Source organism: Mesoplasma corruscae (assembly GCF_002930145.1).
In the GTDB taxonomy this organism is placed as follows: domain Bacteria; phylum Bacillota_I; class Bacilli_A; order Mycoplasmatales; family Mycoplasmataceae; genus Entomoplasma; species Entomoplasma ellychniae.
Map to the genome: position 1 here is coordinate 31,186 of NZ_PHNF01000001.1, position 15,103 is coordinate 46,288.

Here is a 15,103-nt window from a genome sequence, read left to right on the forward strand (position 1 = left end):
TTCTTTCTTTTTAAATTATAATATCTTTTATTGTAACAATTATCATTAGTCCCAATAAGAATATAGCCCCAACTATATAAACAATAGTTTTAAGTTTTGTATTCATCTCTTTTTTGGTAATTCATTCAATTAATGCTTCTCAAAACTTAAAACCATCAAGTGGTGGAAATGGCAGCATATTCAACATAAACAAATTAGCTGAAATACCTGCAATATACAAAGCATAATTAGTTTTAACAGATATAGTTGCCCCAGAAGTATTAAACATCCCTAATGGCCCACTAATCGCGTTAAAATGACCAGTAAAAAATAATCCTAACCCTTTTATTAAAGATATTGCTTGATTTCATGTTTCAACAAAACTGTATCCAAAAGCAGACCAATTGTTTTTAAAATACTTGTGAGGTGGTTGAATCCCAATTCTCATGACTTTCTGGTTTTTTCAATTTTCAAGAATATCTTGATTAACTTCTTTTAAACCAGTGTCTTTAATTTCTCCATTAACTTTTTGTGTATATTTATCTATATTTTGAAATTTAAAACGCAAACTAATGCCTTTCAAAAAATCAGGTTCAGTTTTGATAAATTTATTTGTTTCGCTTAAATAATCAGATACCTCTTGTACCATTATAGAATATTTAGTTGAAGTAAAATCTTTTTCTTCTTTTAAATCTTCATTTCACTTAATTTGTATTCCTGTTAAAACTATATTTTGAGCACCACTTTCAAGATTTGGTTCTAATTCTTGAATAATTTTTAATGCTACAGAATCTTTTGCAAATATTTGCCCATTTGAATTCATATCATTTGGCTTATATCCATTTGATAAAAATACTGACATTATCAAAATAAAAGCAATAAATAAATTGACTATTGGTCCAGCTAAAATAAATAATGCCTTTTTTCATTTAACAGCATAATCAATTTTGCGTTCATCAGGAATGGTTGCAAATTCTTCTTCCCTACCATTGGGTGGTGGGGAAAAATCACTAGCAATAGAAACAAAACCTCCAAGAGGTAATATTCTTACTGAATATCATGTTTCTTTGGTTTTAATAGTAAAAAGTCTTGGTCCAAAGCCAATAGAAAATTCAAAAACGTAAGCTTTAGATCATTTAGCAAATAAAAAGTGGCCTAATTCATGTAACGTGATAAGAACTAAAACTATTACAACGCCCACAACAATCATTAATAAAGAAAATAACACACTCATAAAATTACCCTATAAATGAATCAATTAATATTATAAAAAACATTAAAGAAAACACCACCATGAAAGAATCTAATCTATCCAAAATACCACCATGCCCAGGAATTATATTGGAAAAATCTTTTATACCCATTTTTCTTTTAATAAAAGAAAAGAAAAGATCCCCAAATTGACAAGTAATAGAAATTAGAACAGCAAATAAGACATAAAGCGTTATTATTTGACTTTGTGATAAAATTTCAGCAAAAACAAAAACGTTAAATACGTTATAATCACTTTTTATAAGCAGTAGCATTACAGATAGTGAAATTAAAATAATAGTTGATGATAAAAATCCACCAATGGCTCCTTCCCAACTTTTTTTTGGACTTATTTTTGGTGCCATTTTATGCTTACCAAATTTACCACCAAAAAAATATGCAAAAGTGTCAGTTAATATAATGCCTATTCATATTCAAACCCCAGTTATATATCCCATATTAATGGCAGAGTACCCATTTTTATCAGTATAATCAACTGATAAACAAATTGTTGTAAAACCTTTTAATCCAAATACAATTACTAAACCTATAAATACAATTCACAAAGCATCAAGTGTTTTATAATTTATTATTTTCAGAACAAAAAACATTGCACCTATTAAAGTGAAAAAAACTGCAAATTGAAAAAATGGATTACCAAAAAAGATAATAGCTTGTTTATGAAAATTGTAGATAAATATACCGTCTGCTAAAAATGCTGCATCACCTAATGGCATTAAATATAATAAAGCACCAAAAATTATTAAAATAATTTTAGCTCATACTTTTTTCAATTTAAATGTATTAAATAATTCAACAAAAGTAGCAGCTAATATTGCAATTGATGCAATTATAAATAACCAACCAAAAACATAACTTAAAATTTTTGAGTCTTGTTGAACCCATAATTCATTATTTAAAACTGCAAAAGCTACATAAAGACCAAATATTCAAAATAAAGCAGCACCGGAAATAACTCTTAAAAACAAATTATTATTTTTAATTTTAAAGTCTTTAATAGAATGCATTGTTACCTCTTATCTTATATTATTTATATTTTAACAAAATAAACTATCAATAGTTTTAATCTATTTTTTATTTTTTTTATTTCTTAACTTCTTTTCTTTTTCATTCATTTTTTTAAGTTTTTTATTAGAAACAAAAGTTTCATACTTATTATCAAATTGCATAATCATTAACTCATAACGATTGTTTTTTTCAATTATATCGTTATGAAACTTATTAGCTTTTTCTAATCTTTTTAGCTCTTGTTGAGTTAAATTTTTTTTATTATAATTTTCTATGAAAAATTTCTCATCTTCTTCTTCAATTAAAAATCTTCTATTTCTTAGAAATGTAGTTATGAAAACACCAATTAATATTCCAAAAAAAGCAAATATAAACATTAAAGCTAACCTAACTGGTCAAATAAATGACATTGAAACTTTGAATATTCAAATATCATTTACAATAAAACTAAAAAACATTAAAGAAATTGCTAGTGTAAATGTAAAACTATCTTCTTTTTGAAGTTTTAAATAGTATGAAATGAAATTAAGTAAAACTACAAACAAAATTGTTAAAAAAGTTATGAATATCAGTATAACTTCTCTAGCTGGTAAATTATCATAATAATTTTTAAACCTTGATGCTTCATTAACTGACAAGTTTCAAAAAGGGCCTATGCAAATTCATATAACTAAAAAAGGAATAATCACAAAAAAAGTTTCAAACAAAATACTTATAAATATATTTGTTCTTTCATGATCAAACTTTCTTAACTTTTCAAAATCTATTCTTTTATCACTATCTATTTTCATATACTTATAATTATACTATTAAATAAAAAAACAACCCTAAGGTTGTTTGGATTTTTAATAAATGGAGCAGGTGAAGGGAATCGAACCCTCACAGTCAGCTTGGAAGGCTGAAGTTCTACCATTAAACTACACCTGCAATAAATAAACACATAAATATAATATTACATTTTACTATATGTGTCAATTAAATGCTTGATTAAAAATTATTATTATTATTATTTTCTTAAACCAAGCTTAGCAATAATATCTTTATATCTTTGTACATCGTTTTTAATTAAAAAATCTAATAAGTGTCTTCTTTGAGCAACTTTCTTTAAAAGTGTTCTTCTTGTTGGAACATCTTTTTTATGATCTTGTAAGTGCACTGTCATATTTTTAATATCTTCAGTCAATAATGCAATTTGAACTTCAGCTAAACCTGTGTTATTTGCATTACCTCCAAATTCACTAATAATTTCAGCTTTTCTTTGTTTTGAAATCATGTTTCCCCTTTGTTGTGATTTTTTTGTTGCATCATAGATAGATTTGGGAAAAAATCTTACCTCTGGTGAACTGTCACTTTAAAGATTATAAAACATTTTTAAAAATAAAACAATATCATTTATCTTTTTTTTATTAAGTTAATGTCAATTATATCAATTATATCTTGTGAATTATTTTGTTTAATTTTCTTTTTAACTTCACTGGTTGAGACTGAATTATTTCTTTGAAAAATAATTACATTGTCAATTCCAAACTCTTTTATTAAATAATTAACATCACCAGTTTTATTGTAAGCAAACTTAAAATCACTGCCCTCAACTATTTTGATAACACCTAACTTATTTTTTAGAATATTTACAAATTCTTCTTTTGAACTATTAGCTAACTGTTCATCAACTTCGATAATATATAAAAAGTCGATTTCAAATTTATTTTGAATATATTTTATTTTATCTTTCTCGTTTAGAAAAAAATCATAATCTTTTTTTCCTGGCTTTTTATTAAAAGTAAATATGATTCTAAACAAATTTTCTTTTGTTCCTATTTCAACCACTTTATTGATAATCATTTGATGATAAATGTGTAAGCTATCAAACATGCCAACTGTAATAATTGAATTACTTGCTATTTTTTCTAAATTTTTTATTTTTGTTTTAATTACTTGCATCGTTTAACCCACCACGTCTACATTTATAAATATCGTTTTCTATTTTTTCATAACAAGCATAAACATTTTGATGACTATCGCTTATAAAAACTATTTTATCTTTTGAATCTAACTTTAGTTTTTTACCATTATTTACATCAGCTAACTCGTTTAAGTGAATAATTGATAATTTTGCTAATTTTAATGAGTCATATATATTTATGATATCTTTTTCATCAATTTTATCTAGTTCTTTTGAATCTTCAATTAAAAAATGACCAGACTGCATTCTTCTAAGTTCACTTACATAACCTATTGTATTTAATGAGTGTGCTATATCACAAGCTAAAGATCTTATATAAGTGCCTTTTGAACAATTAGCTTGTAATTTGATTGAGTTATTTTTTTTGTCATAAGATAATAGATGTAATTGATTGATTGTTATTCTTCTTTTTTTAATTTCAACTTCTTTGCCTTCTCTAGCATATTCATAAAGTTTTTTTCCATTAATTTTAATAGCAGAAAAAATTGGGGGTTCTTGGTCATAAGTTAAACCATCAAATTTTAGAATTACTTCATTCAGCGTTTGTAACTCTATTTCTCGAGCTTCTTCTTGATTAATGATTTCTCCCTCAGCATCATAAGTTGAAGTTGACTTAAAAAGAGTTATTTCAAATTCATAATTCTTGTTTTCATTTAAAAAATAATCACTTAATTTAGTTGCGTTATTTAATAAACAAATAACTAAACCAGTAGCTAAAGGATCTAAGGTTCCTGCATGGCCAATTTTTTTGATATTCATTTTTCTTTTAAGCAATTGTATTAGTTTATTTGTAGACATTCCTTTTGGTTTGTCTACAATTATAATTCCTGATTTATTCATATTTATATTTTACTATTAAAAAAATAATTAAGCTTAATTAACTCAAAGGTAAAAGTAATTTTGTTATTTGTTTGTCTTTATATTTTTTATTTCAAAAATTATTTTTTATTTTTATTTTTTCAATACTTTTAAATTTTGATAATGCTTTAACCTGCTTTAAATAAATACCTAGTGTTTCTTTTTTAGACCTTTTATCTCTTTTAAAAATTCTATAAGCAGCAGTTCAAAAACAAGTTTTGATCTCTATGTACAAATCTATATCTAATTCTAACTCTGGTAATAAAGCTGCATCAATAATAAAGTTTTTATTTTTATCTTCAACAGTTTTTATAAGATAATTTTTTAACTCAGGTCATACAATAGCATTTAATTTAACTCTTTCATTTTCATCATTAAAAATCAGTTTTCTTAATTCATGTCGTTGAAGTTTATTATCTTCAAAGCATTGAGGAAAAACTTTTTGTAAGGCCTTTTGAATATTTTTATTATTAACTATTTCAGATGAAATTTTATCACATTCCAATAAAGTGAAACCAAACTTTTCAAATCTTTTTGAAAATGTAGATTTACCACTACCTATTGTTCCATAAATACCAATAATCACTTTTACTAACCTCCATACAAACTTAACATTTTTTCAGGTGAAACTTTAGTAACTGTTATTAAAGTATTTGTGTTCATATCAATAACAAAATATATATCACTATTAGAAGCTGATACATAAACTGTGTTTTTTTGATCAAAAGATTTTGTAGAAGCTTGCATATGTTTTTTAATTGCCGCTTTCACTTCTCAATCTGGTTTATCTTTTAAATTTAATCTTTCTTTTGCTCTTTGTAGTGCATGAGAAGTATAGTTCATAATAGGTTTATAATAATAACTCATCTCACACCACCTTTATAACAAATATTTTATATGTTTTTTACTTAAAAAACTTTACTATTTATAACCTCTTTTAAATCAATTATTATTTTTTGCAATGTAGATTTTGTTTTAGAAATAGAAATTTCTTCTTGTTTTGCTATTTTTGTTAAGTGCGTTCCATTAACATGCTCATTAAAAATACGCCTTTCTAAATCGGTTTTGAATTTAGAAAAATACTTATCTAACAAATCATTTCAACCAACATTATCTATCAATTCTGTTTGGTTTTCATCATGATAATTTATATTTAAATGATAATCATCATTTAATAAACTAGCATTTCTCATGCAATTGTTAACTATTTTAAATTTATTATTTACGTATTTTGAACATACATTTAATGTTTTTCAATAAACAGCATCAACCAAACAACTAGTAAAACTTTTACGCATTTTTCTTTTATAATAAATTTTTATTAAGTCATTATAAGCTTCTCAAGCATAATATTCCATATCTTCGATTTCCAGTGGAATAGAATCAAATTTATTATATGCTCTTTTTATAGCAAACAATACTACTGGTTTTAGTTCCTTAAAAAATTTATATTTTTCATCATCACTAAACTTTTCAATATTATACATATATTTATTCATAATTACCTCCGGACATTTTTGTCCTTATTTAATAATTAAAACAAAAAAACAAAAAAGATGTTTTAGTCTATCACTTTAACATCTCTTTCACAATCTATTAAGTTGGCTAATGATTTAATTGATGCGATGATTTGATTTAATTGCTCAACTGATTTAACTTGCACAGTTAAAACCCCAGAAGCAATAAGTGTTTTAGGATCAACTCCCATTTTAATATTAATAGTTGTTGCTTTAGAATTAGTTAGCACTCTTGATATGTCATAAAGAAGATTAGGTCTATCTGTAGCAAAATAGCGGATTTTAGTTCTATAGGTATTATTAATTGTAACAGCTTCATTTCATTTAACTTCAACAAGTCTTTTATTTTGTTCTACTAATGAATTTAATGAAAAGCATTTGCGCATGTGAACTTTAATTCCGTTTCCAGATTTTGTAACATAACCCACAACATCTTCATAAGGAATTGGCAAACAACATATTGCAATTGATGTTTTAATATTTGTTATTCCCTCAATAACAATATCATTTTTTAGTGTTTTATCATTTATTGTTCTTGATGCAATTGTTCTAAGCGTTTCATCATCTTTAGAATAAGATTGATTAACATAATACTTATCTACAGCTTCAGCTATTGGAAATTCTCCACGAGCAATTGAAATTAAGAATTCTTCTAAACTTGCATATCCGTCTTTTTTAACTAATTCAGTTGTTTGATCTATACTTATTTTCTTTCATTTTCAATCTTTTTGATTTATAAATGAATTAATAATGTGCTGTGCTTTAATTGCAGCTTCTTTTCTTTCATTTTCAAAACCTTTATCTTCATTAAACTTATTATTAAGATATTTTCTAATTCTATTTCTAGCATTCGTAGTGATCACGATTTTTAGTCATTCATGAGTTGGTTGTTGTTTGCTTGAAGTTTTAACTTCAATAACTTGACCAGATTTTAAAACTGTATTAATTGGTGAAAATGAACCATCAATTTTAGCACCAGTTGTTTTTTCACCAATTTCAGTATGAATTCTATAAGCAAAGTCTAAAACAGTTGCACCATAAGGCAAAGTAATAACTTGTTGATTAGGAGTTAGTACATAAATGGTTGAAGCAAAAATATCTTGTTGTAATTGTTTTTCTAAATCTTTATTATTTTCATTTTCATCAGCTTGATCTGTTATGTCTAAAATTCTAGTAAAAACATCAATTTGCTCGTCAATTTCTTTTTGCCTTTTAGCAACATCAACAATTTCGTTATCTTTATATCTTCAATGAGCTGCAGCTCCTGACTCAGCAACATCATCCATTTTATTAGTTCTAATTTGAACTTCAAAAATCATATTATTGTTATCAGCTACTGTGGTATGCAATGATTGATAAACCCCATTTTTAGGTGTTGCTATATAATCTTTAAACCTTCCAGATAAAGGAATATATTTTTGATGAATAAAACCTAAAACTTTATAACAATCATCAATTGACTTTGTAATTATTCTAATAGCAGTTAAATCGTGAATTTGTTCGAATTCTTTACCATTAACTGACATTTTTCTATAAATAGAATAATGAGTTTTTTCTCTTCCAAAAATAGCTAATATTTTTACATTTTTTTCTTTTGTTAAAAATTCATAGATATTATTAATTGTTTTTTCAACATCTTTTTCTCTTGTTTGTTTATTTTCATCAAGCAACTTAACAATGTATTGATAATCTTTTGGTTGTAAAACAGCAAAAGACATATCCTCTAATTTAGATTTAGCATTTTTCATTCCAATTCTGTGCGCAATTGCAGAATAAATATTTAAAGTTTCTTGAGCTACTAACTTTTGTTTTTCTAAAGACATATTAGATATAGTTAACATATTGTGTAATCTATCAGCAATTTTAATTATAATAACTCTGATATCTTTTGCCATAGATATATATAATTTTCTTAAATACTCCGACTTAATTTTTTCTCTGTTATCTTCTTCAAAAAAACTTACTTTCGTTACAGAATCAACTAATTCAGCAACTTCTTCTCCAAACATATCAGAGATCTCTTTTTTAGTAATTGGGGTATCTTCTATTACATCATGCAACAATCCAGCAATTATAGTTTTTGGTCCCATTTCCAGTTGAGCTAAATAATAAGATGTTGATAAAGGGTGGTAAATATAAGGATCACCATTTTTTCTTTTTTGATTTGCATGCATTTTTTCAGCAAAAATATATGCTTTATGAACGTCATTAATAATGTTTTCATCCTTAATATATTTTGAAACTTCTTGTTTTAAAACATCAAATTCTTTAATTTCAATAATATTAAGATTAGTTGAAGCTCTATTCGTATTTTTAATTTTTGAAGCGCTCATGAATTTACCTGGTTCTATATGTATTACATTATATAATATTTTTGTCTATTTGGATAAAAAAATACTAAGTGATTTCTTAGTACTTTAATATTTTTTGTAAAGGGTATTGTTTAAATAGCTCCTTTTGATGTAATGATTCTAAATCTATCAAAAACGATATGCCAGCAATTATTCCTTGCTCTTTTTCAACAAGTTCAATAATAGCTTCAGTGGTTCCCCCAGTAGCTAATACATCATCTACAATAACAACTTTATCACTTGGCTTGATATCATTTTTATGCAGTTCTAAAATATTTGTCCCATACTCTAAATCATATTTAACACTAATAACTTGTCTTGGTAATTTACCTGGTTTTCTTATTAGTACAAATCTTTTTTTAGTAGCATAAGCAACAGCACTTGCAAACAAAAAACCTCTAGCTTCTGGTGCTACTATCACATCAGCTTTAGTTTTAATTACAAACTCAGCCATTTGGTTAATAGCAAATTCAAAGGCCTTAGCATCATTTAATAAAGGCGTAACATCTTTAAAACCAACACCATCAATTGGAAAATTTTCAACATTTAAAATATAATCTTTTAAGTTCATTTAATTTCTTTCTAATCGTTAATGTCTTTTACGATTTGTTCTTCATGAGACGTGTTAATAGTTTTAATAAAATCGCGATAAGCAAATTTCTTAGCAATTCTTCTTTTTTCTAAACTAATAGTCAAAGGCACAGCAGTTGAAATAATAAATATATAAGTTGTAAATATACCAATTAAAAGTGTTAGTCCAACCCCCACAATGCTTGGAACTGTGATTGCTAATATTAACGCAAATAGTATATAAATTATTCCTATTATTAGTACTTTTTTAATTGCATACTTCATTGTTTCATTTAAAACTTCTAACATATATTTGTTTTCTTTAATAAGCTTATTAAATTCAATATTATTTTCTTGTTTTGAAAGTTCAATTTCTTTAGAAATTGGTTTTATATCTAATTTTAGTTGTTTTTTCAACATTTTAATTTTAGCTTTTAAAATTTTAACTTCAGGATTTTTAGATTGAATAATAAATAAAGACTTAAATTTATTAATGAACTTAAATTTACTTACTTTATTTAATTTAGCATTAATCATTTCTTTTGTTAAATCATTTTTGCTTAATTCATAAGTTTTTTTTATATTTAAGATTTTGTTTTTAAGTTCAGCATTTGACTTATTAAACTTAGTTTTCAAATCAATTTCTGAAGCAAAAGAAGATGCTAATTGGTCTTTAGTTTTAGAACTAATTGAACTTCTAATTTTACCAAGCATCAATATTATTGATAGCAATGCAAAAGATATAACACCAATAAAAGTTGATAATAATTCATAACTGATAGGAACTCTAAATACAATTATTAATGATGCTGTTATTGCTGCAATAATAATTACCCCTAAAGCTAGAGCAACATAGTAGGTTCATTTGAATCTTATTATGATATAAACTAACAACCCCAATAACAATATAGCCATCGCAATTAAAATTTGTGTTATTTGACCAATAGCAGTATAAGGTGATTGATCCATCCCTAATATACCTTTATCAATCGTATTTTCAATTTCACCACCTTGTCAAATTGCATTAACGTCAAATAAAACCTTTTTCATTAATAATCGGTTTTTTGCTAAAGAAGTTCTATTTGAAAATCTAACTTGTATTCAGCCAACATTTGAATTGTTTGAAATAACATAATCATCACCATAAATAATTACTGGATTAGATGTTTTTGCAACAGATTTATTAACAAATATTTTTGTTAAATCATTGTTATAAACAAATTCTAATGTTTTAGCTGACAGTTCAATAGATTTTTTAGCATCAGAATTAGAACTTGGTTCATTCATGATTTGATTTTTAAGCTCTTCTAACTCAGCGGCTTTTGTTTTATTTTGCTCATCGATTTTGTCATGTACTATAGAATATTGACCATTAGAAAAAGACTTAAGATTTTCACTATAAATAATAAATGTTTTATCTTTACCAAAATCATTTGAATAAGCTGGACCGATTGTCATAGATAATATTGAACCTATTATTGATAATACCAAAGTAATAAGAATTAATATTTTTGATACATTTAAACTATTATTAATTTGTTTTGATTCATATATTTTTTGTATAACTTCATTTGATTCTTGTTGAATAATAGCTTCTGAATAGCTTTTGCTAATCTGTCTTGAAACAATCACAGACTTCATAATTCAAAGTCTAAATTTTATAAAAGGGTTTTTAGTTTTTGTTTCTTGTAAGTTTTCTTTTAAAACTTTTGATTCAAGTTTTAAAATTCTTGCTTTATGTTTTGCAATATTCTTAGTTTTAAACAACTCTTCTTTTTCAAGAATTAATTTGTTCAATAAAGTTTTTTGATCGTCCATTTTTTTAATTTTTAACAATTGTTTTGAGCTTAGTTTTTCTTTATTTGTTAACATGTTTATTTTAAACTCTACTTTTGATAACTGGATTTTTTGTTTGATAGCATAATTATTTTTTAAAAATGAAGTATCTAATGGCAATAATAATGGGTTTTTTTTCATTACATCGCCTTTAATTGTTAATCAAATAAAAAGTCTAAATATTATTATTACTAAAATAAACGTAATTGCACTTGACGCAACAGCAATGGTAGCCAAATTTTTAAGCGAACCACTGCTTATTCAAAATAAAACTATATTAAATACAATAACTAATAAAGTTAAGTCAAAAATTGAAGATGTTGTATCTTTATTTGCCAATTTAAAAGATTCTATTTGTGATCTTTTATTTACATTTAAATGTTTTTTAAATGCTTCGATAAAAATAACACAAGAATCAATGATGATAGCTAATGCTACAAACATTAAAGTTATTGTTTCTATACCAATAGCAACCCCAAAAAATGTTGGGGTTCAAATTGTTAGAACTATTGAAGTTACAGCTATAATTAGTGTGTATATACCAAGTAATCTATAAAAAAATAATAAATAAGTTATTGTTATTATTGAAAGAATTAATAAACAGACCAATGATGCTATCAACATCAACAAAGTTACATCAGCATTAAATGCAACAGTTCTGATAACTTTAAAACTAAACCCTGAAGTTGTTTGTTTTATAGAAGCTTCAATGGTTTTTGCAATAGTTGCGGATTTAGCTGCAACCTTTAATTGATTACTAATGAACGACACTTTTTTTGAATATGTATTCGAACTAGAATCATTAGAATTTGTAGACATATAGTTAATTTCATCATTTGCCATGATAAAGTTTTTTGAAAAAATATCACTATCTAAATTTTGGTTAAATGGTTCAGTTTTATTTGGATCGATATTGGCTAATAAAATATCTTTTACAATTAAAGCATTTATTGTATCAGCAACTGTGTATATTTTCATTTGTGGAGCTGATTGATTTAGTGAAAACTTAAAATCTTCGTGATATTTACCTGTTGCATCATTAAAATCTTTAGTTACTGAGTTTGAATCTACAACGTATTTACTTGCACTATTTATATATGAAAACTCATGATTAGATATTGTATTAGTAGCATCATAAGTTCCGTAAATTATACCTTTCAATTGTCTAACAACTTGAACATCACTACCTTGAATTGTATGATTATTTGAGTTATTTTCTCATCAAAAGTCTAATTTATCACCGATTAATGAACCGCTTTTAATTGTTTCACCGTCATCATGTTTCACTTTATAATTTATTGCAAAGAAATCATCAAGAATAGCTTTAACATTATCATCACCTGATTTGTATACGGTTTGAGCAGGAATAATAACTCCTTTATAAAAAGACAGCAAATAATCATCTTGATTAATTGATTTTGGTGCAAGAGTGTAATACTCTCTCAAATTATTAATAATGGTTTGCATTGAAGATATTAAAGTTAACTTTTGAGAATTAGTTGGAGCGTTTTCACCTTCAGCTGTTGTTGAAGAAGCTAGTTTATCTAAATACCCACTTTTTTTACCTTCTGAAAAATTTAAAAAAGGTGCATTTTTTTGTGCTCCTGAAGGATCAGGTTCTGGAGAATAATTTACATCCCCAAAAATGTCTGAAATAGCAATTTTTTCCTTTATTTGCTTATTATCATCAAAAACACCAGTTGTTTTAACTTTTGTCATTGTTGAATCATCAAATAAAATATCCTTGTAATTACTATTTAAAGCAAGCAAACCACCATCTTGCTCAATTGCATGTTCAAAATTAGTTTGGTTTGAACCATATTGCTCTTTTATTGAAGTTACCATCAAACGGTTTTTTCCAACAACTTTAATATCAACTGTATTATCTGAAAAAGGTGATAATTTTGTTTCTAAAGATTTAGCTGCAACTCTTGCATCACCATTAGCAATTTGAGAGCTTCCAGTTTCTTGGTCTTTATTTAAATCATAAACTTCTACCAAAGATTGATACCCACCAGAATATCTTGAGTTAAATAACGTGTTAGCAGAAACACTCATTGATGAAAAAACTATAGATATTGCTAATCCAATAACAATAATAAAAATACATAAAATATTTAGAATTTTTCTTTTGCCTTTGTTATTAGACTTCATTCAAACTATTCTCCTTTAAAGGTTTATTTAGATTAAAAAAAATAAAAAAATATAATCTATTTAGATTATACATTATTTTTATATTTATTTGCTTTTTGGATTTTATTATAAGTCTTAATAATTGACTCATTTTCAATTTTTTTCATTATTTTTAAATTAGCAACCATTTCCTCACTAAGCGCTCTATCTCTTGTTTCATTATCTAATTTATAACTAAAATGTTTACCTTTGACTGACTGAGTTCCTGTAATATTAAGAATCATATCTTCATCAATATTCAGTAAATGTTGTTCTATTCTTCTTCAATACAATAATGGTAGACTAATCATAAGTAAATCTTGTTCTTGATCTGAGAATACATTTTTTTTAGAAGTTTTAGTTTGTCATACAAAAACATTATTGTTATATCCTATATTATATAAATATTGTTGTACTTCTTGATTTTTTGAAGTTGATATCATAACATTCATGACTTTATTTTTAGGATAACTTTTATCTACAGTTATACCTTGCACAATAATTAATATTAATGATGAAAATAAAGATGGCCCAAAAATAAATTTAAATTTGAGTCAATTTATCATTGACTTTGAATAAGCATCATCAAAATCATGATTTCTTGCAATAATTTCTGTAGCTTTTAGTCATTTATCTTTAAAATTTTGTGGATTAATAACTGCAATGTCTTTGTACTTGTCATCATTTTTTTGTGCTATGTTTAAAACTTCATGTCAAAAATTAGTGTTTTTTAAACTTTCAAAATCTTTAAACTGATAATATATTTGATTCATTTTGAATGAAGCTTCAATATCTTTTGTTTGCATAATTAAAGTATTTAAAATAATAATTGTAATTAAGGTACAAATATTAATTCGAACATTAATCATGCCTATGCTTTTGTCTTTTTTAACTGAATAATAATAACTAACTCAATCTGATCCACCAGTTGATGCTCCAGCTCTGTAAGTCATTGAGTATGCAATTCCATTAATGATTCCTGCAAAAACTGCAAAAACAAATAATCATAAAACCATTGATCCCATTGTAGATGTTTTAAAAAGAGTTCCAATTGGTATTAATAAAGGTAAGTTATGTGGGTTTATATATGGTGTATTTTGAATAATTAAGTCAAATATAATTGTTAAAACTAAATATATTATAGTTGAAATTGCAAATCTACCACCGATTTTAAAATATCCAAATATTGCTAAAGGGACATTTATCATGAAATAAATCAAAAAATAAGTAGTGGATGATGGTATTTTTAAAGTGTTATTTATTAAAATCGAAAAAAATCTTGCAATAGCTCCAAAACCTCCAGGAAACAACCCAGCACCACCAGTAACTGATATAAAAAAATCTACAGCAATAGTTGTTAACATAGCAGCTAAAACAATTCATAATAAATCTCTTCAAAATAATGATGAATAGTAATGTTTTACTTCATAGCGATGTTTTGCTTTAAAAAATTCATTCTCATGAATTTTATCAAAACGTTCATCAGTTTTTATTTCATGAATTTCTTGTTCAGTTAATGATAAAAGTTTTTTGCCATTATAAGAATAAATCTTGACCCTTCTTTTTTTTGTCATTTT

Annotated in this window: 13 protein-coding genes and 1 tRNA gene; all 14 read right to left on the reverse strand. The window is 25.3% G+C overall.

Annotated features, from left to right (window positions below; genetic code table 4):
* Nucleotides 1-10: 10 nt before the first annotated feature.
* The 14 genes from MCORR_RS00095 to MCORR_RS00160 all read right to left on the reverse strand — a co-directional run bounded on the left by MCORR_RS00095 (nt 11) and on the right by MCORR_RS00160 (nt 15,100).
* Nucleotides 11-1,213 carry a M50 family metallopeptidase gene (locus MCORR_RS00095; protein WP_104207627.1) on the reverse strand — a complete coding sequence of 401 codons (1,203 nt, stop codon included), beginning with the start codon at nt 1,211-1,213 and terminating at the stop codon, nt 11-13.
* A gap of 4 nt (nt 1,214-1,217) precedes the next feature.
* Nucleotides 1,218-2,258, reverse strand: a complete 1,041-nt coding sequence (locus MCORR_RS00100; protein ID WP_104207628.1) for a phosphatidate cytidylyltransferase — start codon at nt 2,256-2,258, stop codon at nt 1,218-1,220.
* Nucleotides 2,259-2,318: 60 nt separating this feature from the next.
* On the reverse strand, nt 2,319-3,050 hold the full coding sequence (locus MCORR_RS00105) for a DxFTY motif-containing membrane protein (protein ID WP_104206148.1): 732 nt from the start codon (nt 3,048-3,050) through the stop codon (nt 2,319-2,321).
* 62 nt (nt 3,051-3,112) lie between these two features.
* A tRNA-Gly gene (locus MCORR_RS00110) sits at nt 3,113-3,186 on the reverse strand.
* 79 nt (nt 3,187-3,265) lie between these two features.
* The gene (gene rpsO, locus MCORR_RS00115) at nt 3,266-3,532 is read right to left on the reverse strand and encodes a 30S ribosomal protein S15 (protein WP_104206147.1); all 267 of its coding nucleotides are present in this window, start codon (nt 3,530-3,532) and stop codon (nt 3,266-3,268) included.
* Between the two features lie 119 nt (nt 3,533-3,651).
* Nucleotides 3,652-4,200: a nucleotidyl transferase family protein gene (locus MCORR_RS00120; protein ID WP_104207629.1), complete on the reverse strand. Its 549-nt coding sequence runs from the start codon at nt 4,198-4,200 to the stop codon at nt 3,652-3,654.
* Entirely contained in the window at nt 4,187-5,062 is an 876-nt protein-coding gene (truB, locus tag MCORR_RS00125) for a tRNA pseudouridine(55) synthase TruB (RefSeq protein WP_104207630.1), read from the reverse strand. The genes MCORR_RS00120 and truB overlap by 14 nt, the downstream gene beginning before the upstream one ends.
* 37 nt (nt 5,063-5,099) lie before the next feature.
* A complete protein-coding gene (gene coaE, locus MCORR_RS00130; RefSeq protein ID WP_181021192.1) occupies nt 5,100-5,666 on the reverse strand; it encodes a dephospho-CoA kinase in 567 nt (188 codons plus the stop codon).
* A gap of 5 nt (nt 5,667-5,671) precedes the next feature.
* The gene (locus MCORR_RS00135) at nt 5,672-5,947 is read right to left on the reverse strand and encodes a hypothetical protein (RefSeq protein WP_104207632.1); all 276 of its coding nucleotides are present in this window, start codon (nt 5,945-5,947) and stop codon (nt 5,672-5,674) included.
* Nucleotides 5,948-5,988: 41 nt separating this feature from the next.
* Nucleotides 5,989-6,579 (reverse strand): hypothetical protein, encoded by a 591-nt coding sequence (locus MCORR_RS00140; RefSeq protein ID WP_104207633.1) that lies wholly within the window; start codon nt 6,577-6,579, stop codon nt 5,989-5,991.
* Between the two features lie 62 nt (nt 6,580-6,641).
* Nucleotides 6,642-8,930 (reverse strand): RelA/SpoT family protein, encoded by a 2,289-nt coding sequence (locus MCORR_RS00145; protein WP_104207634.1) that lies wholly within the window; start codon nt 8,928-8,930, stop codon nt 6,642-6,644.
* A 76-nt stretch (nt 8,931-9,006) separates the two neighbouring features.
* On the reverse strand, nt 9,007-9,519 hold the full coding sequence (locus tag MCORR_RS00150) for an adenine phosphoribosyltransferase (RefSeq protein ID WP_104206140.1): 513 nt from the start codon (nt 9,517-9,519) through the stop codon (nt 9,007-9,009).
* A gap of 11 nt (nt 9,520-9,530) precedes the next feature.
* A complete protein-coding gene (locus tag MCORR_RS00155; protein ID WP_104207635.1) occupies nt 9,531-13,508 on the reverse strand; it encodes a protein translocase SecDF, variant type in 3,978 nt (1,325 codons plus the stop codon).
* Nucleotides 13,509-13,573: 65 nt separating this feature from the next.
* The gene (locus MCORR_RS00160) at nt 13,574-15,100 is read right to left on the reverse strand and encodes a YitT family ABC transporter (RefSeq protein ID WP_104207636.1); all 1,527 of its coding nucleotides are present in this window, start codon (nt 15,098-15,100) and stop codon (nt 13,574-13,576) included.
* Nucleotides 15,101-15,103: the final 3 nt, after the last annotated feature.